This is a genomic window from Rhodococcus sp. IEGM 1307, assembly GCF_030056915.1.
Lineage (GTDB): Bacteria > Actinomycetota > Actinomycetes > Mycobacteriales > Mycobacteriaceae > Rhodococcus_F > Rhodococcus_F opacus_D.
The window spans coordinates 38,943-56,172 of record NZ_JASHKW010000007.1 but is presented as its reverse complement, the minus strand read 5'-3'; the positions used below and the strand labels follow the sequence as shown (position 1 = coordinate 56,172).

Genomic DNA, 17,230 nt, shown 5'->3' with positions numbered 1-17,230 from the left:
CTCGTCGACCGCTCACAGGCGGCGGCGCCGCCTGTCGTCGATGTAGAACAGCACGAGGGCTCCACACAGGAGGGCGGCGGGGATCCAGGCGGCGGATCCGCCGAAGTAGCGGGTGGCGAATGCTCCGACGACGGCCCCACCGGCGAAGCTGCTGACGATGGCGGCGTACACCCGGGTGTGCTGACGCGATTCGGGGACCTTCTCGATGAATCCGGCATACGCCGACTCGGTGAACCGCATGAGGTTGCCGGTGGTGGCGACGGCGATGTACGACAGCGACCCGATGGTGCGGAACAGGCCGAACTGCATGGCCGCGACGAACGCAATGGGAACGGTGACCAGCGCATTGGGGACGTTTGCGGGAACGAACGCGACCGCGACGAGTACGACGATCTGCGCGACCATGGCGATCCGTATCGGGTGGTCGAAGACGCTGTGGGCGAGTTCGCTCTTGAGCAGGTGTGCGAACGCGACACCGACGATGAACGCGAGGATCGGCCACAGGTGGGCCCGGGCGGCGTGGAAGTGACGCTCCGACAGGTCGATGGCCATGAGGATGACGTTGCCGGTCTGGGCGTTCGCGAAGACGCCGCCGCGGCTGATGTAGGTGTAGGCGTCGAGGAAGCCGCCCGCGGCGGTGAGGAGCAGAGCGAACCGCAGCGTCGTGGATGTCTTCGGCACCTCCACCTGACCACCCCTACCGAATCGGGCCTGCTTTGCAGCCTAGAGGTCGGACGCGAGCGGGATCTCCTTCTCGGCCCGATCCGACATCCATTCGCGCAGTACTTTCGTGGCGATGACGTCGTCCTCGTTGTATTGCAGCAGTCGTTCGCGCTGGGTGAGGTCGGGTTCGCCGTCGTAGCCGACGGCTTCGCGGTACCAGCTCATCGACGCTTCACCGCTGGCGTCGGCGTCGCGCCACCGGAATCCGGCGACCGGGGCGATCTTCTTGAGGCCCTTGCCGCCCGGGCAGATGAACTGGTCGCTGATGGCCTGGTAGATGTCGACCCATTGTGGGCTGTCGATGAATTCCCGGATCTCGGCCTCGGTGGGGATGCCGGGTGTCCCGGCGAACCGGCGGGCGGAGTCCAGCAACCATTTGTCCTCCGCGGACCGCGAATAGCAGTACGCGGCGAAGGTTCTGCCGCTCAGCGCCGCCGCTTCCCGCTCGGCCATCAGCCACGTCCAGAATTCGGCGAACGACCGCGCCTCGTCCTGCGTCGGCACCGGGTCCCAGCTGACGAACGGCCGGTACGCCGACACCCCGTCCACGTTGAGCAGCGTGCCCCACAGGTAGGCGCCGTGTTCCTGGTAGCTCTCCATGTCGACGTCGACCTCGACGTCCGCGCGGGTCACCCGGATCTCCGGGAACCGTCGCACCAGCGGTGCTCCCGCGAGCCACGCCTTCGCGGTGACGACGGCGTCCTCGAACGCGCCGTGCGGCCAGTCCTCGAGCGGTTCGCGGTCCCACGCCGCGAGGTCGTCGATGGTGTGGCAGCCCGCGTCGCGCAGCATGTCGGCGCGGGAACCGGTGGCCACCAGGCTCACGTCGTGTGTCTGGGTCAACTGCTCCTCGCACCCGGGCCACCACGGGCAGGAACGGCATTCGCCGATCCTCGACGGCACGGTCGCCGATTCCCCGCGGGCGACGGCGAGCCGGTCGGCGAAGCGTTCGTCGTAGTCGTCGAGGATGGTGGTGAGGTCGTGCACGAAGATGACGTCGGAGCCGTAGCCGATCGCGCCGGCCACCAGGGCCGGACTCGCGAACCCGTGCCGCTCGAGCATCCGATACACCTGCGCGACGCGCATCTGGTCGCGGACCTGGCTGCGCGGCTTCCGCGTCGCGTCCTCCCGCGGTCGCCACTCGAACATGTCCGACGTCAGCGCGCCGCGGCCGGGATCGGTGACCTTGTGATTGACGACGATCACGGGGATGTACCCGCCGTGGTCCTCGTCACGGATGAGGATCTCGCAGCGCGCCCGCCGGCCGGCGTCCCGGTCGAGTGGGAGCACGGCTCCCCAGATGCGGTCGGCGCCCGCCTCGCACGCGGCCAGGGTGTCCTCGGCCCGCAGGCGCAGGCTCTGCTCGGTGTCGATCTGCACCCACCGTTCCGGTGCGTGGCCGGTGAGGATCCGGCGGACGTCTTCACGCTTGGCGGCGGCGGCATCCTGACGCTGGCGGACGCCCGGATCCTCGGGCGCGGCCGCGAGTTGGTCGGGGAACGCCGCATCGAGGTGCACCCGGTGGCGGCACCGCGTCAGTGCGCTGGCATCGATCACCGTCCCCGACGCCTTTCCGGGAGAGGCGTCGGGTTCTGATTGCTGACCGATATGGGAACACACGATGACGAAGATTATGTGCTCCCCTAGGCTGATCCCGAAGCACCGGATGCAGTTGGTAGCGTGGGCTGCGCTGAAACACCAGGAAAAGGGGTCTTTTCGATGGGGTTGTTCAAGAAACGTAAGTCCCGAGCCACCCGCAAGGCGGAAGCCAAGGCACTCAGGCACAAGGCCGGAGTGGAGGCGAAGCTGAGCGCGAAGAACGAACGGAAGCGCGACAAGCAGTCCGCCAAGGCCGGCCGCAAGCTCGAGGCTGCCGAGCTGAAGTCACTGAAGAAGGTCGAGAAGGCTCAGATCGCTGCGCTGAAGGCCGAGGAGAAGGCCGCGGCCCAGAAGGGTTTCACGGTCGCCGCCGTCCGCAAGTACCTCGGTGTCGCACGCCTGCTGACGCCGGTGCTGCTGCCGATCGCCTACCGGGCCGCCACGGTCGTGCGCGGGCAGATCGATGCCCGCCGTGCCGACCGGATGGGCGTCGACATCGACCAGCTCGCCAACTTCACCGGGCACGGCGCCAAGCTCAGCGCCCGCATCGCCGGTGCCGAAAGCTCCACCACGGAGATCCTCGGGCAGAAGCCGGACGACGCGGAGACGCAGAAGTTCGCCGCCGCGATCCGTGAGCGCCTCGGTGATCTGAGCACCGCCGTCCGCGCGGCCGAGCAGATGCCGCAGGCCCGCCGCAAGGCCGCTCATCACGCCATCTCGTCCGAACTCGACGGAGTCGAAGCCGATCTCCTCGCCCGCCTCGGCGTGCGCTGAACGACCCGACCCACCGCAATGTCCCCTGCCCGCCCCGCCGCGACCGCCACCCTTCGGGGCTCGGCGGTCGGCGCGCTCGTGGCCGCTCTCGCGGTCGCCGCGCACGGCATCGGCGGGGGCGGCCTCCCCGAATCCGCCGCGCTGACCCTGCTGCTCGTCACGTGCAGCGGTGTCGGTGCGGTCACCGCGCAACTGCCCGCCCGCTTCCACGGACCGCTCGCGCTGATGGGTGCCCTCGGTGTCGGCCAGGTGGCCGGACACTTCGCACTGACGCTCACCTCGCACGTGCACTCGGTGGTCCCGGCCGTGCCGATGCTCGCCGCGCACGCGGCCGCCACCGCGATCTGCGCCCTGCTGGTCGCGAACGCCGAGCGTCTGTACGGCCCCCTCGTTCACGTCTGGCGGGTGGTGCTCCGCGGCGCACCGCAGCCCGTCTCGGCGGTGACCACGGCACACGTCCCCGCGCGTCCCGCGAATCCCGTGGTCGCCCTGCTGCGCGCGAGCATTTCGCGTCGCGGTCCCCCGGTCCCGGTCTGACTCTCACCTCTTCTCCGTTCAGACCCTCAAAGGACCTTCGATGAATTCCCTCGTTTCCCGTGCCCTTTTCACGGCCGGTGCCGCCGGTGGCGCCATGCTGCTCGCGGCCGGTGTCGCGGCCGCCCACGTGACCGTCGTCGCCCCCGGAGCCGAGCAGGGTGGCTACTCCGTCCTGACGTTCCGCGTTCCCACCGAATCCGAGACGGCGTCCACCACCAAGCTGACCGTCACGCTCCCCGACCTGAAGTCGGCCCGCACCACACCGCTGCCGGGGTGGACGTCCGTCGTCGAGAAGGACCCGACGTCCAAGCTCGCAAAGTCCGTGACGTGGACCGCCGACCCCGGTGTCGGTGTGGCGCCCGGCCAGTTCCAGCAGTTCGAACTGTCCGCCGGACCGCTGCCGGAGCAGGACGAGGTGTCGTTCCCGGCCGCCCAGACGTACAGCGACGGCGAGGTCGTCAACTGGGATCAGGCGGTCGGTGCCGACGGCGCGGAGCCCGGCAAGCCGGCACCCACGCTCACACTGGCCGCGGCGAGCGGTGAAGACCACAGCCACGACGCGGGCGGCGCCACGACGTCCGAGGAGACCGAGACGACGGCGTCCGGCACCGACGACACCGCCCGCTGGCTGGGCGGCATCGGCCTGGTCCTCGGCGCGCTCGGTGCGGCCCTCGGCCTCGGTGCCATGGTCCGGAGCCGTCGCTCATGAGAAGACGCACCACTTTCACGTCGGTGAAGGTGATCGCGGTCGGGCTCCTGACCATGCTCGCGAGCATGCTCGGGGCCGGCACCGCGGTCGCCCATTCCGTCGTGATCAGCTCCACCCCCGAGAACGGCGCGGAGATCGCGGCCGGCCCGGAACGGGTGAGCGTCACGTTCAACGAGGCGCTGCAGGAATCGTTCGCGTCCCTCACCGTGGTGGGGCCCGACGGCAACCTGTGGACCAAGGGTGACCCGGCCGTCGAGGGGCCCACGGTCAGTGCCGAACTCGGCGAACTGGGACCGGCCGGTGTGTATACCGTCGCGTTCCGCGTCACGTCGGCCGACGGGCATCCGGTGAGCGGAACCCGCACGTTCACCCTCACCGAGGAGGGGTCGGGCACGCCCGGCGCCGCAGCGGACAGCTCGGGTGACTCCGGCAGCGGCGGAGTTCCGCTGTGGCCGTTCATCGTTGCCGGTGTGCTCGTGTTCGGCGGCGGACTGTGGTTCGCGCTCCGCAAGCCTCGCGGCGAGAACTGAGCACGGTGGGTACGGCGCGACAGTCCTGGCTGCTGTTCGCCGTACCCACATCGCTCGTCGGGGTCGCGGGCGGTTGGGCGTTGGCGCAACCGGAAGACCCCTCACCGTCGAGCGCCGTCCGGGCGCTGTGCCTGGTGCTCGGTTCGGCGGTGCTCGGCCTCGCCGCACTGGGCTGGTGGAGTCGCGCGGACAACCGTCCCCTCGTGCGGGACCAACGGCTGTGGCGGTTGTCGACCGCGGTCGCCGGTGCGTGGATGCTCGCCGAGGCGGTGCTGCTGTCGATGACGGCGGCGGAGGCCGACGCCCTGGGGTTGTCCGAGCTGTCGGTCGGACGGTTCGGCGCGTACGTGACCGAGATCAGCGCGGGACGCGTCGACCTCGCCGTTCTCGTGTGCACGGCCGCAGCCACCGCGTGGTCGGCGGTCGCGTTCCGCCGCACCGACGCCCGGCTCCCCGTGCCCGTTCTGGTACTCGCGGCGCTCGCCCTGGTGGCCCGCCCGATCACCGGCCACATGTCTCAGCAAGTTCTCGGCTCGGTCCTCGACGTCGTCCATGCCCTCGCCGCCGCCGTGTGGTTCGGGCTCCTCGCCGCCCTCGGTCTGACGCTCCGGTCGCGCGGGGACTGGTCGTCGTGGCTGCCGCGGTATTCCGTCGTCGCGTGGCGGTGCGTGTGGTTGCTGACCGCGACCGGGATCGTCGACGCCGCGGTCCGGCTGGGCGGGGTGACGCCGCTGTTCGACACCGGTTACGGCCGCATCGTGCTCGCCAAGGCGGTGGCGTTGGCGGCGCTCCTCGGGCTCGGCTGGTGGTGGCGGCGAACGTGGGTCGGGCAGGCGGCCGCGCACCGGATCAGCGCCGAGGGGTCCCTGCGACGGGCGATCGTGGAGGTGGTGGTGATGGCCGTTCCGTTCGGTCTCGCCGCCGCCCTTGCCACCACCGCCTGACCCGTGAGTACTTATTAACGTGCGGCGGTTAATAAGTACTCACGGGCGCGTCAGCGCAAGAGGATCTTTCCGCGGCTGCCGCCCTTCTCGCCGGCGCGCTGCGCGTCGGCGGCGTCGGTCAGCGGGAACGTGCGGGCGGGTGGGAGGGACAGTTTCCCGTCCGCGGCGAGGGCGCCCAGCCGGCGCAGTGTCTCCGCGTTCCGGTCGCCGGCGTTGCCGGACGAGAACGTGATTCCCAGCCCGAACGCGGCACCGTCCGACAGCGTCACGATCCGGTCGGTGCCCCCGCGCAGGTCCATCGCCGCCTCGAGCCCGCCGAAGCCGACGTCGAGGACGGCGTCGACACCGTTCGGGGCCAGTTCGCGGACCCGGCCCGCCAGCCCCTCGCCGTACGTCGTGGGGTTCACGCCCAGCTCCCGCAGCGCGTCGTGGTGCTTCTCGCTCGCGGTGCCGATCACGGTGACACCCGAATCCAGCGCCAGTTGCGCCGCAAGGGTTCCCACCGCCCCCGATGCGCCGTTCACCAGCAACGTCTCACCGGATTTCAGCTTCAGGAGCCGCAGTCCACGGGTGGCTGCCTCGCCGGCGACGGGGATGGTGGCGGCGTCCGTCCAGCTCAACCCTTGCGGCTTCGGCACGACGATCGAGGCGAGCGCGTATTCGGCGTAGCCGCCGGTGTCGGACCAGCCGAACACCTCGTCACCCACCACCACGCCGGTCGCGTCCGGACCGACCGCGTCGACCACGCCGGCGACTTCACTGCCCGGGATCTTCGGGAACTGCACCGACATCACCTCGGCCATCGACCCCGACCGCAGCTTCCAGTCGATGGGGTTCACGCCGGCGGCCCGGATGACGAGGCGTACCTGGTTGCCGGTGGGCTCGGGGACGGGCACGTCGTGGGTCTCGAGCACCTCGGGACCACCGTAGGACGAGTAGGAGACTGCCTTCATGGTCTGCTTCGGGTTGGAATTCGTCATGCCAACAATCTCGTCCTCGGCGGTCCGTCGCGCCAGAGATTCGGCTGGTTGATCACAGGGCTGCGGCGGCCTTCTTCAGATCGGCGACGAGGGCGCCGAACGCGTCGTCCCGATCCTCCGAAGGTCCGCGGAGCACGGCGGACGGGTGGATCGTCACGAAGACGTCCGGATCCACGTCGACGTCGACCTCGCCGTCGAGGTGCAGCAGCTCCCCGCGGTGTTCGGTGAGGCGGAACGACGGGCCGAGCAACGCCTGCGCGGCGGTGGCCCCGAGGCACACGAGGACGTCGGGCTGGACCGCCGCCAGTTCGGCGATCAGCCACGGCCGGCACGCGACGATCTCGGTGCGGTTCGGCTTCTTGTGGATTCGACGCTTGCCGCGTTCGGCGGGGACGAACTTGAAGTGCTTGACCGCGTTGGTGACGTAGGTGAGGTCCCGGTCGATGCCCGCCGCGTCGAGCGCCTTGTTCAGGAGTTTTCCTGCCGGACCGACGAACGGTTCACCGACGCGGTCTTCCTGATCGCCGGGTTGTTCGCCGACGAGCATCATCCGTGCGGATCGCCTGCCCGCGCCGAAGACGGTCTGCTCGGCGTCGCGGTACAGATCGCAGCCGTGGCACCCGTCCGCCGCGCGGGACAGTGCGTCGAGGTCGACGGTGTCCGGCACGAACGGTGCGGCCGAGGGCTTCGTGGCTCGGGGCATGGGCGTCGAGTACCCGTCGGGCGGAGCTTCATTCGCGCCACCCTGTCAATTAGTTTAGCGCTAAGATATAATCACCGGAGTAGCCCACCCAGAAAGCGAGCCTCCATGTCCCTCACCGAAGTCACCGCCCACCACCCCTACAGCCCGGCCGTGGTCGCCGGCGGACTCGCGTTCGTCTCCGGAGCACTGTCCGTCGATGCCGAGGGCACCGCCGTCCCGGGCCGCACCGAGGCGCTCGACGCCGCCGTGGACCGCATGGTCGATCGCCTCGCCACCGTCGGCGGACAGCTGAAGGACGTCGTCAAGCTCACCTACTACGTCACCGACCTGTCGTTGCGCGAGGAGGCGAACCGCCAGTTCGAGCGCATCTTCGACGAGCCGCGTCCCGCGCGCACCTTCCTGGAGGTCAGCAGCCTCCCCTACGGCGCCATCGCCGAGATCGACGCCGTCGCGGCGGTCGAGGGACGCTGACAGCGCACCCCGCCCGGCAGCGCCGCGGGTCCCCGTTCCGAGGAATCGACGGGGACCCGCGGCGCGTCGCCGTCACCTATGCTCGTTCGATATCTTGGTACTAAACAGATGAGACCCTCGAGGATCCAGGAGGTGCGCCCGGTGACGCAACGCCCCGTTCCAGATCGCGATGCCGTCGACGACATCGTCGACCAGTGGGCCCACCAGTGGCCCGACCTGGATGTGAGTCCGCTGAAAGTGCTGGGCCGCCTGCACCGTTCGTATCTGCGGTACCAGACGTCCCTTGCCGCCGTGTTCGAGGAGCACGGCATCAACATGGCGTCGTTCGACGTTCTGGCCGCCCTCCGACGTTCGGGTCCGCCGTACCGGATGACGTCCGGACAGCTGGCGGAATCCGCCCTCGTCACCACCGGCGGAGTCACACTGCGCGTCGACCGCCTGGAGAAGGCGGGACTGGTGCAGCGGGAGCGTGACGCCGAGGACCGCCGCATCGTGCACGCGCAACTCACCGACGAGGGCTTGCGGGTGATCGAGAAGGTCGCGGAGGCCCACTTCGCCAACGAGTCGCAGATCCTCAGCGGGATGTCGCAGGACGATCAGGCGGCGTTGGCCGAATTGCTCCGCAAGCTCGAGCACTCGATCGTCGAGAACCAGGCCCCCACCGCCTGAGCGGAGGACTCAGCTGGCCGCGCGGGCGGTCAGGTCGGCGACCTCACCGAATCCGATGAACCGTTCGGACGCCGCCGTCATCTCCACGATGAAACGTCGCTGCTCGTCCTGCGATGCACCGATCAGGCGCGCCGCACCCGTCCACTGCGCCTCGGACAGCTTGCGGGCGAGCTGGGCGGGTTCGGCGCACGGCGTCGCGATCCCCGCCTGGTTGAGCCGTTCGATGAACCGGATGTACCGGCCGAGGATCCGGTTGTGGGCCGCCTCGAGCTGTTCCCCGATCACTGGGTCGACGGCGGCGCGGTCCTCGATCATCGTGAACAGGCGGCCGCTGCTGTAGACGGTCTCGATGAACGCCGCGGTGGCCGCGCGCAGGACGGTGCGCGGGTCCGCGTCCGGCGGGACCGGGATGCGCTGAGCCTCGACGAACGTGTCGAACACCGCGGCGGCGACGGCACGGAACGCGTCGTCCCGGGACGCGAACCGGGCGGAGAATTCGGCCTGCGACACCCCGGCGGCAGCGGCGATGACCGCCTCGGTGGTGCGCTCGTATCCGAGCTCGGCGAAGCACCGCCCCGCCGCCTCGACCAACGCGAGCCGACCTCGATCGTCACCGTTCGTAAGCACCGCTCGCGCCTCCTCGTACCCCGGCCGGCGCCCGACGTGTCGGCCGTCACACATTCTTAGTTGACATTTCATTCACGTCAACCCGGGCGACCCTACGCCTCCTGAAGTGCCTTCGCCTGGGCTTCCGCCTGAGCCCGGTAGAGCCGGCGGAGCCGGATGACGCCGAGGTCGTGCTGGTACAGGTTCTCCGCCTGGTCCGCGTCGAATGCCATCGCCTCGAGCATGGTGCGGTCCTGCTCGAGCACCACCCAGTGCCGCTCCTCGAGCTTGGTGCGGTACAGGAACCGCCAGACGTCGCGTTCCCAGCCCTCGACGCGGCGGTACCGCCAGAAGAACACCGCGGTGGTCTCGGCGTCGATCGGCGTTCCCATACCGACGATGCCGAACGAGCCACCCGGGCCCGCGGTCGGCGGGTACGGGATCTCGAGGTCCACCCAGTCGATGCCGGTCCGGCAGAATTCGACCCAGTCGAAGTTCACGCCCCGCTGGTCGGTCTTCTCGAAGAAGAACCCGCGATCGGTTTCGCGGATCCGGAACTTCGCGGACGTCTCGCCGCCGAACATCGAATGCGATTCGCGGTGCAGGAACGCTCCGTGCATCGGGTCGAGCAGGTTCTCCAGCGTGAACCGCCACGGCGCCTTCCACTCCGCGTAGCAGAGGAAGTGCGAGATGCCGTCGTCGGTGAGTCGCTCCGGGAGTTCGAGGGGCGCGGGCTCGGCGTCGGGGTCGGTGCCGAACCAGGCGAGCACGGCGCCGGCCACCTCCCGCACGGGGAGGCTGGTCACCAGCCGCTTGCCCTCGAGGTTGCAGCCGGGCATTCCGGGGACGGAGACGACGGTGCCGCCGCCGTCGACCTGCACGCCGTGGTACTGGCAGGCGACGCGATCGCCGAGGTGCTGACCCTGCGACAGCGGGGCGCCGCGGTGCGGGCAGCGGTCGGCGAGCATGCGGAGGGTGCCGTCGGACTGACGGAACAGCAGCCAGTCCTCGCCGAGGCGCCGCACCTTCTTCATGTCGCCGCGCGCGACGAAGTCGGACGGGCACACCGCGTGCCACTGGTCGCGCATCCCGGTCGCGAAGATCTCGTCGCCGGTCAGTGCCGCCTTGTGCAGTCGGTTCACCATGTCAGGCCCCCATCCGTCGGATCTCGTCCGTGAAAGTGTCGGTGGTCCAGGCGTCGCCGCCGGGACTGTGGATGCCGAGGGCGTTCAAACCCTTCACCAGGCCTTCGAGGTGGTGCACACCGGTGCCGAAGACCTCTTCGATCGCACCGGCCAGCTTCCGTTCGTACGGGGTGGGTGCCGTGCCGGACTGGCGTGGTTGCAGATACAGGCTCATGGTTCTTCCCTTCTAGAGATCCAGCACGAGCTCGTCGGAGCGGGCGCGGGAAACGCAGATCATGATGGTGGTGCCGGACTCCTGCTCGGAGCTGGAGAGCAGGGAGTCGCGGTGGTCGGGGGTGCCGGCGAGGACGCGGGTTTCGCATGTCCCGCAGATGCCTTCGCGGCAGGAGTTGGGGACGTCGACGCCGGATTCCTCGAGGGTGTCGAGGATGGTCCGGTCGGGGGCGACGGTGGCCGAGATGCCGGATCGTTCGCAGATCACGCGGACGGGACGGTCGCCGGCGAGGGTGTCGGCGGGGATCTCCTTCGCCTTGAACCGCTCGAGCCGGATCGCGCCGTCCGGCCAGGAATCGGTGTACCCCTCGACCGCCCCGAGCAGACCCTCGGGGCCGCAGGCGTAGACGAGCGTTTCCTCACGGGCGGCGCCGAGGATGCCGGCGAGGTCGAGGATGCCGTCAGCCTCCTCGGTGACGACGTGCACGCGGTCGCCGTATCCGGACAGTTCGTCGAGGAACGCCATCGACGCGCGGGCACGGCCGCCGTAGTGCAGTTCCCATTCGGCGCCCATGCGTTCGGCTTCACCGATCATCGCGAGGATCGGCGTGATGCCGATGCCGCCGGCGATGAACACGTAGCGCGGCGAGGGCAGGAGTTCGAAATTGTTGCGGGGTGCGCTCACCGACAGGCTGTCGCCGGGTCGCAGCGTCTCGTGGACGTGCCGGGAGCCGCCTCGGCCGGTCACCTCGTGGAGGATCGCGACGCGGTACCCGGTCTTGTCGTCGGGGTCTCCGCAGAGGGAGTACTGCCGGATGGTCCCGCGGTTCAGGTGCAGGTCCAGGTGGGCGCCCGGCGTCCACCGGTCGACCGCGCCGCCGTCTTGTCGTTCGAGGCGAAGCGACACCACGCCCGAGGACTCGACCCGCATCTGACGCACCATCATGGGGACGGTGTCTGCGTCTGTTGTCATCGCTCACTCCCAGGCTCAACCGAAGGCATAGTTCCTTAGTGCTCAATAATTTAGCACTAAGATGTATTGTGCGCCACAGTTGAGGGGAAATTCGTCGAGCACAGGCCGGGCTACTCCGCTTCGCGGTACCGCACGGTCTCGGCCGCGAGCCGCTCCTCGTACGCCTGTGCGAGGTCGTGCAGAGCCTGCACGCAGTCACCGGTGAACACCGGCGCATGCATCGGCGCCAGCAGCAGGGGTTCCAGATCGGCGAGTCCCCGGATCGTGGGCCCGAGCGCCGGTGACAGGCACGTCGCGTTCCCCATGTCCTCTGCCGCGATCGCCGGGCCGACGATCTCCTCCTCCGTGGCAGGCGGATGATGCCCGAACGCGGTGAACAGGTCGCCGCAGAACAGCGTCTGCGTCGTCTCCTCGAAAATCAGCCCGGCGTCCCACCCGTGCGGAACGTGCGGGGTGTCGAGATGACGGACCCGCCTGGTGCCCGTCTCCATCACGTCGCCGTACTGCAGGGGACGCGGCATGCGATCGGCGAGGTCGTTGACCTGCACGAAGCAACCCATCGCCCCGTGCGCGACCTCGGCGTTCGGCGCGGCCGCCAGCCACGAGTTCATCGCACCGCACTCGTCGGCCTCCACGTGCCCGAACGTGATCCACCGCAGTCTGTCGAGAGGAATCAGCCGGCCGACCGCCGCGGACACGGACGGGAACAGCGCACGCTGACCGGTGTGGAACAGCAGCGGTTCCTCACCGTCGACGAGGAACTGGTTCATGATCAGGTTGGGCTCGTCCAGATACGTGGACAGCCGGTAGATGTCGGGAGCGATCTCGGTAATCGTGGTGTCCATCCCTGGCTCCGATCACGTCACGGTATCGTGAGATCCAGCCTTCTCAGGACAGCGGCGGCGCGCAAGATCCTGCGGGTCCGCGATGAGGCTACCGTCGTTGCCCGACGCCGATCCGGACGAGATCGTGCCCGACTGTCACGGTGCCGGCGAACGTGGACTTCACGCCTCGTTCCCACTGGTCGTCGGTGACCTGCCGGGGGTCGCCCGGCCCGATGTGGGAGAGCACCACCTGACGGACATCCGCGTCCGTGGCGACGCGCCCGACGTCCTGCGCGGTGGTGTGCGCGTGAATCATGTGCTCGACCAGTGCGGGACCCGAAGTCTGCGCGTAGAAGTCGACGTCGATCACCTCGTGGACGAGGATGTCGGATCCTCGGGCGAGCCGGACGACATTCGCCGATTTCGCGGTGTCGCCGGAGAACGTGACCGCACCGTCCTCCGTGTCGAACCGGTACGCCAGCGAGGGATAGACGGGGCCGTGCGGAACCAGCGTCGCGGTGACCCGGACCCGGTCGTCTTCGAACACCGGGAACGGTTCCATCTCCGGCGCCGTGTTGTCGGCGGACGCACCCGCCGACACCGGTGGCAGTACGTCGTGCAGCGACAACCGCTGTCCGTAGTCGGACTGGGCGCCCTTTTCGACGTTGCGAATGTTGATGTCGTAGGCGAATGCGTCGAGTACGCCCGCGAACAGATCGGTGAGTCCGGGTGTCGGCGACGCCGGACTCTGGATCGGAATACTCTGGCCGCCGCGCGGTGCCGACAGTCTGCCCGCCGAGCCGGGGCCGTACACCGGCACCACGTTGCGGAACGTGTAGGACGGTGTCCCGCCGGGCAGCCAGAAGACGTTGAACAGGTCGGCGATGTGATCGCTGTGCATGTGCGTGACGAAGACGCCACCGAGCGAATCCGCGGCGATACCAGCCTGGATCAGCTTTCGGCTCGACCAGGGACCCGCGTCGATCAGATACGGTCTGTCGCCGACGACGAGCACACTGGACGTGCCGCTCCGCCCCGGCACGGCGATGGGACCGGCCGCCGTGCCGAGCAGAATCAGCGTCGTCGCGTAACCGTCGACGTCACCGGACAACTCGTAGGCGTCCGGTGGCGTCGCGCCACTCGGCTGCGCGTCCGCGGTGTGGGACGCGCAGCTCGTCGCGGCGATAGCAGTGGCGGCGGACCCCAGCAGGGCCAGCGCCCGCCGCCTCGACAGAGCTTGTCCGCCGGCGGGTTCCATTCAGGCGTCCGTTCGGGCGGCGGCCAACTCCAGCGGCACCTGCCAGGCGTCGTATTCGTAGACCCAGTCGCCGTTGCCCGCGACCTTCAGCCATTCGTTGGACCGGGAGCCCCGCTGGATGCGTGACGTCCGCTGCAGTCGCGTCTCCTGGTAGGTCTGCAGCGCGACTGCGGGGTCGTCGAACAGGCTGAGGCAGCGGGACAGGACGACGGCGTCTTCGACGGCCATGCCGGCGCCCTGCGCCATGAACGGCATCATCGGATGTGCCGCGTCGCCGAGGAGCACGGACCGCCCGTCGGTCCACGACGCCAGCGGGTCGCGCACGTAGAGAGCCGATTTCAGGACGTCGTCGCAGGCGTCGAGGAGGGCTCGTGCCTCGGGGTGGAAGTCGCGGTACAGCTCACGAAGTTCGGTGACGGATCCCGGTGTGGTCCACGATTCCTCGGTCCACTCCTCCTGACCGCAGGTGGCGAAGACGAAGATGTCCTTGCCCTGGTTGAGCGGGAACGTCACGATCTGCGTCGACGAATCCGGCCCCCACCACTTGGTGAAGCAGTCGAGGTTCGGCAGGTCGCCAACGCGTTCGGTGGGGACGACGGCGCGGAACGCCACGACCCCGGTGAACGTCGGCTGTTCCCGCCCCAGCAGCGACGTCCGGACCGCGGAGTGGATCCCGTCGGCACCGACGATCACCTCTGCGGAAACCCCACTGCCGTCGGTGAACTCGATGCGGCCGTCGGCCACGCCGCTGAGCCGGCGACCCATTTCGACGACACCCGACGGCAGCCGGTTCTCGAGCGCGGTCATGAGGTCGCCCCGGTGCATGGTCAACTGCGGTGCGCCGTACTGCTGTTCCGCGCTGTCGCCCATCGGCAGCCGGGACGTTTCGGCCCCCGTGTCCCACGTGCGGCTGATCCGGAACTGGGGCCGGGCGGCCGATTCGCGGATCGCCGGCCCGATGCCGAGTCCGTCGAGAGCCCGGACCGCGTTGGGGGTGAGGTTGATGTCGGCGCCGACGCGCGCGAACTGCCTCGTCTGCTCGTAGACCGTGACGTCGAGACCGAACATGCGGAGGGCGATCGCCGTGGCGAGTCCGCCGATGCCGCCGCCGCAGACGGCGACCGTGGTCACTGTGCAGCCTTTCCGGGCACCGTGACGGGCGGCGTGAACGGTGCAGGCATGTCGCCGTAGGCGGCGAGATCGACCTCGACGATCACCGGCGCCTGCCGCGACACGGCGTCGGCGAGCACCTCGTGGGCCTCGGCGGCGCCACCGATCCGCAGGTACGGCACACCGATGGACTGTGCCAGCAACGGGAAGTCGGGGGTGACGAGGTCGACGGCGTAGGTGTCTTCGCCGCCGCCCTTCTGCATGTTGCGCAGCACGCCGTAGCCGCCGTCGTTGAACACGAGCAGCACCAGCCACGGCTTCTCCTGCGCCATGGTCAGGATCTCGCCGAAGTGGACGGCCAGGCCGCCGTCGCCGACGAGGGCCAGGGTGGGTCGGGTCTCGTCGGCCAGCGCGGAACCGATGGCCATGCCCAGGCCCTGCCCGATGCCGCCGCCGCGGGGGAAGACGTTGGACTTGGGGTCGAACATCGGCAGCAGCCGGTTGCCCCAGGAACTCGACGCAATGGTGACGTCGCGGGCGATCACCGAATCCTGCGGGAACGCGGCACGCACGGCGTCGCACAGCACGGCGTGATCGCCGAGTCCGGCGCGCTGCTTGCTGCGGACGAGTTCGCGGGTGGCGCGAGCACGTTCGGTCCAGGCGGCGTCGACGGGCGTCAGGCCCGACAGCTGCCGGAGGAACGTCGCGATGTCAGCGGTGACCCCGGCCTCGGCCGGGTAGACGCGTCCGATCGCGGCCGCGTCGATATCGACCTGCACGTGCACGGCAGGAACGGGCATGGAGTAGTCGCCGGTCTCGTTGGACCGGAAGTGGGTACCCAGCGACAGCAGCAGGTCGGCATCCTGGAGGAGTTCGCGCCCCACGGGGGTGTTGCCGTAGTTGCCGATGCACAGCGGATGGTCCTCCGGCACGGCGCCGCGCCCGGAGTTGCTGGTGAGCAACGCGACTCCCCACTGCTCCACCAGTTCGGTCAGCTCGGCACCGGCCGTGGCGACACCGCCGCCAGCCCAGATCACCGGGCGTTCCGCCGACTGCAGCAGGGCGAAGGCGACGGCCAACTCGTCGACGTCCGGTGTGCGCGGCGACTCCGACACCGGTCCGACCACGTCGATGACGTGTTCCGCGTACTGGAGGTCGATGGGCCATTCGATGCTCGACGGGCCGCCGGGCGCGGCGAGCGCAGCAGCGACGCCTTCCCGCAACACCTTTCCGGCGCCGTCGGTGTCGAGGATGGTGGCGGCATGCTTCGACGTCGCCGTCAGCATCCCCAGCTGATCCTTGGTCTCGTGGATGAAACCGCGACCCGAGCCGAGGTAGCGGCTCTCGACGTTGCCCGTCACGTGCAGCACCGACGTTCCGGCACTGAGCGATTCGATCAGCGAACCGGCCGCGTTGCCGGCACCGGTGCCGGTACTCGTGAGAGCGCAGCCGAGGCCGCCGGTGGCGCGGGCGTACCCGTCGGCGGCGCTGACCGCGGTGGCCTCGTGCCGGACCGGCACGAACCGCAGGTGCTTGCTCACCGCCTGCACCAGGGGCTGGTTGTGGACGCTCACGATACCGAAGACGGTGTCGACACCGGCCTCGCGCAGCACCTGGACGAGCAGGTCGCCCCCATTACCCACCTGCTTGTCATTTCGTGCAGACATGGTGTTCCTCTCAGACATAGCGCGCGACGCCTCCGCAGACGTCGAGGCTGGTGCCCGTCACGTAGGACGAGCGTGGAGACAGCAGGGTCACGATCATGGCGGCCACCTCGTCGGCGCGGCCGAACCGGCCGAGGCCGATACCGCGGTCCTGGGCGATCTCCGCCTCCCATTCGGCGAATGTGGCGTCGGTGCCGGACTCTTCGTAGCGGCGCCGCCACTGGCCGGTGTCGACCAGTCCGAGCGACACCGAGTTGACGCGGATGCCGTCGGCGGCGAGTTCGAGCGACAGCGACTTGCTGAGGTTCAGCAGCCCGGCCCGGGCGGCGCTGGTGGTGACCAGCCGCGGCTCGGGCTGACGTGCGAGCACCGCCGAGATGTTGACGATGGACGCGGCGTCGGACTTGCGCAGTACCGGCAGGGCGGCCTCGACGGTGTTGAGGACGCTGGAGAACTTGAGGTCGAGTTCGTCGCGCCAGTCGTCGAGGGTCGCCTCGCCGCGCGGGACCATGCGGGACTTGCCTGCGTTGTTGACCAGACCGTCGAGGCCGCCGAATCGGGCGACACCGGCGTCGACCAGCGCGGCGACCGCGGCCGGGTCCCGGACGTCGCAGGACGCGGTGAGGACGCGGTCACTGCCGGGCAGCGGCGCGATCACGGAGTCGAGCCGGTCGCGGTCGCGCGCGCAGGTGACGACGTTGGCACCCTCCTCGAGCAGCATCGCGACGGTGGCGAGCCCGACTCCCGAGCTTCCGCCGGTCACCAGGTGGGTGCGGTCTTTCAGTTGCAGGTCCACGA

At 69.4% G+C, this 17,230-nt stretch carries 20 protein-coding genes; 7 read left to right on the top strand and 13 right to left on the bottom strand.

Going from position 1 to position 17,230, the window contains the following annotated elements; genetic code table 11:
- Positions 1 to 12 precede the first annotated feature (12 nt).
- The gene (locus QM841_RS15090) at positions 13 to 687 is read right to left on the bottom strand and encodes a YoaK family protein (protein WP_280781924.1); all 675 of its coding nucleotides are present in this window, start codon (positions 685 to 687) and stop codon (positions 13 to 15) included.
- A gap of 36 nt (positions 688 to 723) precedes the next feature.
- Positions 724 to 2,280: a TM0106 family RecB-like putative nuclease gene (locus tag QM841_RS15085; protein ID WP_280781962.1), complete on the bottom strand. Its 1,557-nt coding sequence runs from the start codon at positions 2,278 to 2,280 to the stop codon at positions 724 to 726.
- Positions 2,281 to 2,442: 162 nt separating this feature from the next.
- Between QM841_RS15085 and QM841_RS15080 the strand changes: the two genes are divergently transcribed.
- Genes QM841_RS15080 through QM841_RS15060 form a run of 5 tightly spaced genes read left to right on the top strand, consistent with a single transcriptional unit; the run spans position 2,443 to position 5,816 of the window.
- Positions 2,443 to 3,096, top strand: a complete 654-nt coding sequence (locus QM841_RS15080) for a DUF6474 family protein (RefSeq protein ID WP_280781925.1) — start codon at positions 2,443 to 2,445, stop codon at positions 3,094 to 3,096.
- A gap of 18 nt (positions 3,097 to 3,114) precedes the next feature.
- Positions 3,115 to 3,633 carry a hypothetical protein gene (locus tag QM841_RS15075; protein ID WP_283332598.1) on the top strand — a complete coding sequence of 173 codons (519 nt, stop codon included), beginning with the start codon at positions 3,115 to 3,117 and terminating at the stop codon, positions 3,631 to 3,633.
- A 40-nt stretch (positions 3,634 to 3,673) separates the two neighbouring features.
- Positions 3,674 to 4,342 (top strand): YcnI family copper-binding membrane protein, encoded by a 669-nt coding sequence (locus tag QM841_RS15070; RefSeq protein ID WP_283332596.1) that lies wholly within the window; start codon positions 3,674 to 3,676, stop codon positions 4,340 to 4,342.
- Positions 4,339 to 4,872 carry a copper resistance CopC family protein gene (locus QM841_RS15065; protein WP_283332595.1) on the top strand — a complete coding sequence of 178 codons (534 nt, stop codon included), beginning with the start codon at positions 4,339 to 4,341 and terminating at the stop codon, positions 4,870 to 4,872. The genes QM841_RS15070 and QM841_RS15065 overlap by 4 nt, the downstream gene beginning before the upstream one ends.
- Positions 4,873 to 4,877: 5 nt before the next feature.
- Entirely contained in the window at positions 4,878 to 5,816 is a 939-nt protein-coding gene (locus QM841_RS15060; RefSeq protein ID WP_283332593.1) for a CopD family protein, read from the top strand.
- A gap of 50 nt (positions 5,817 to 5,866) precedes the next feature.
- Here QM841_RS15060 and QM841_RS15055 read toward each other — a convergent pair whose 3' ends face one another.
- Together QM841_RS15055 and QM841_RS15050 are read right to left on the bottom strand one after the other, a co-directional pair.
- Positions 5,867 to 6,796: an NADP-dependent oxidoreductase gene (locus tag QM841_RS15055; protein WP_283332592.1), complete on the bottom strand. Its 930-nt coding sequence runs from the start codon at positions 6,794 to 6,796 to the stop codon at positions 5,867 to 5,869.
- Positions 6,797 to 6,848: 52 nt separating this feature from the next.
- The gene (locus QM841_RS15050; RefSeq protein ID WP_280781931.1) at positions 6,849 to 7,499 is read right to left on the bottom strand and encodes a UdgX family uracil-DNA binding protein; all 651 of its coding nucleotides are present in this window, start codon (positions 7,497 to 7,499) and stop codon (positions 6,849 to 6,851) included.
- A gap of 105 nt (positions 7,500 to 7,604) precedes the next feature.
- On the opposite strand from QM841_RS15050, the gene QM841_RS15045 reads away from it, so the two are divergent.
- Both QM841_RS15045 and QM841_RS15040 read left to right on the top strand, forming a co-directional pair.
- On the top strand, positions 7,605 to 7,970 hold the full coding sequence (locus QM841_RS15045; RefSeq protein ID WP_009477076.1) for a RidA family protein: 366 nt from the start codon (positions 7,605 to 7,607) through the stop codon (positions 7,968 to 7,970).
- Positions 7,971 to 8,078: 108 nt separating this feature from the next.
- The gene (locus tag QM841_RS15040; RefSeq protein ID WP_192817853.1) at positions 8,079 to 8,639 is read left to right on the top strand and encodes a MarR family winged helix-turn-helix transcriptional regulator; all 561 of its coding nucleotides are present in this window, start codon (positions 8,079 to 8,081) and stop codon (positions 8,637 to 8,639) included.
- A gap of 9 nt (positions 8,640 to 8,648) precedes the next feature.
- Here the strand turns inward: QM841_RS15040 and QM841_RS15035 are convergent, their stop codons facing one another.
- The 9 genes from QM841_RS15035 to QM841_RS14995 all read right to left on the bottom strand — a co-directional run bounded on the left by QM841_RS15035 (position 8,649) and on the right by QM841_RS14995 (position 17,228).
- A complete protein-coding gene (locus tag QM841_RS15035) occupies positions 8,649 to 9,338 on the bottom strand; it encodes a TetR/AcrR family transcriptional regulator (protein WP_348539636.1) in 690 nt (229 codons plus the stop codon).
- A 20-nt stretch (positions 9,339 to 9,358) separates the two neighbouring features.
- Complete coding sequence (locus tag QM841_RS15030) at positions 9,359 to 10,390, bottom strand: Rieske 2Fe-2S domain-containing protein (protein WP_283332591.1); 1,032 nt, start codon at positions 10,388 to 10,390, stop codon at positions 9,359 to 9,361.
- A 1-nt stretch (position 10,391) separates the two neighbouring features.
- On the bottom strand, positions 10,392 to 10,604 hold the full coding sequence (locus QM841_RS15025; protein WP_005248918.1) for a recombinase-like helix-turn-helix domain-containing protein: 213 nt from the start codon (positions 10,602 to 10,604) through the stop codon (positions 10,392 to 10,394).
- A 12-nt stretch (positions 10,605 to 10,616) separates the two neighbouring features.
- Entirely contained in the window at positions 10,617 to 11,576 is a 960-nt protein-coding gene (locus tag QM841_RS15020; RefSeq protein ID WP_283332590.1) for a PDR/VanB family oxidoreductase, read from the bottom strand.
- A gap of 110 nt (positions 11,577 to 11,686) precedes the next feature.
- The gene (locus QM841_RS15015) at positions 11,687 to 12,421 is read right to left on the bottom strand and encodes an oxygen-binding di-iron domain-containing protein (RefSeq protein ID WP_283332589.1); all 735 of its coding nucleotides are present in this window, start codon (positions 12,419 to 12,421) and stop codon (positions 11,687 to 11,689) included.
- Positions 12,422 to 12,509: 88 nt separating this feature from the next.
- Positions 12,510 to 13,658, bottom strand: coding sequence for an MBL fold metallo-hydrolase (locus QM841_RS15010; protein WP_283332588.1), 1,149 nt, complete (start codon positions 13,656 to 13,658; stop codon positions 12,510 to 12,512).
- On the bottom strand, positions 13,659 to 14,789 hold the full coding sequence (locus QM841_RS15005; protein ID WP_283332587.1) for an FAD-dependent monooxygenase: 1,131 nt from the start codon (positions 14,787 to 14,789) through the stop codon (positions 13,659 to 13,661).
- Positions 14,786 to 16,453 (bottom strand): thiamine pyrophosphate-binding protein, encoded by a 1,668-nt coding sequence (locus tag QM841_RS15000; RefSeq protein WP_283332586.1) that lies wholly within the window; start codon positions 16,451 to 16,453, stop codon positions 14,786 to 14,788. The genes QM841_RS15005 and QM841_RS15000 overlap by 4 nt, the downstream gene beginning before the upstream one ends.
- On the bottom strand, positions 16,446 to 17,228 hold the full coding sequence (locus tag QM841_RS14995) for an SDR family oxidoreductase (protein ID WP_009477067.1): 783 nt from the start codon (positions 17,226 to 17,228) through the stop codon (positions 16,446 to 16,448). Before QM841_RS14995 ends, QM841_RS15000 begins: the two co-directional genes overlap by 8 nt.
- Between the last annotated feature and the right edge of the window lie 2 nt (positions 17,229 to 17,230).

Coding starts and splice junctions, on each gene's coding strand:
- QM841_RS15080 (WP_280781925.1), top strand. CDS start 2,443: ATGGGGTTGTTCAAGAAACGTAAGTCCCGAGCCACCCGCAAGGCGGAA.
- QM841_RS15075 (WP_283332598.1), top strand. CDS start 3,115: ATGTCCCCTGCCCGCCCCGCCGCGACCGCCACCCTTCGGGGCTCGGCG.
- QM841_RS15070 (WP_283332596.1), top strand. CDS start 3,674: ATGAATTCCCTCGTTTCCCGTGCCCTTTTCACGGCCGGTGCCGCCGGT.
- QM841_RS15065 (WP_283332595.1), top strand. CDS start 4,339: ATGAGAAGACGCACCACTTTCACGTCGGTGAAGGTGATCGCGGTCGGG.
- QM841_RS15055 (WP_283332592.1), bottom strand. CDS start 6,796: ATGACGAATTCCAACCCGAAGCAGACCATGAAGGCAGTCTCCTACTCG.
- QM841_RS15050 (WP_280781931.1), bottom strand. CDS start 7,499: ATGCCCCGAGCCACGAAGCCCTCGGCCGCACCGTTCGTGCCGGACACC.
- QM841_RS15045 (WP_009477076.1), top strand. CDS start 7,605: ATGTCCCTCACCGAAGTCACCGCCCACCACCCCTACAGCCCGGCCGTG.
- QM841_RS15040 (WP_192817853.1), top strand. CDS start 8,079: ATGAGACCCTCGAGGATCCAGGAGGTGCGCCCGGTGACGCAACGCCCC.
- QM841_RS15035 (WP_348539636.1), bottom strand. CDS start 9,338: ATGAAATGTCAACTAAGAATGTGTGACGGCCGACACGTCGGGCGCCGG.
- QM841_RS15030 (WP_283332591.1), bottom strand. CDS start 10,390: ATGGTGAACCGACTGCACAAGGCGGCACTGACCGGCGACGAGATCTTC.
- QM841_RS15025 (WP_005248918.1), bottom strand. CDS start 10,604: ATGAGCCTGTATCTGCAACCACGCCAGTCCGGCACGGCACCCACCCCG.
- QM841_RS15020 (WP_283332590.1), bottom strand. CDS start 11,576: ATGACAACAGACGCAGACACCGTCCCCATGATGGTGCGTCAGATGCGG.
- QM841_RS15015 (WP_283332589.1), bottom strand. CDS start 12,421: ATGGACACCACGATTACCGAGATCGCTCCCGACATCTACCGGCTGTCC.
- QM841_RS15010 (WP_283332588.1), bottom strand. CDS start 13,658: ATGGAACCCGCCGGCGGACAAGCTCTGTCGAGGCGGCGGGCGCTGGCC.
- QM841_RS15000 (WP_283332586.1), bottom strand. CDS start 16,453: ATGTCTGAGAGGAACACCATGTCTGCACGAAATGACAAGCAGGTGGGT.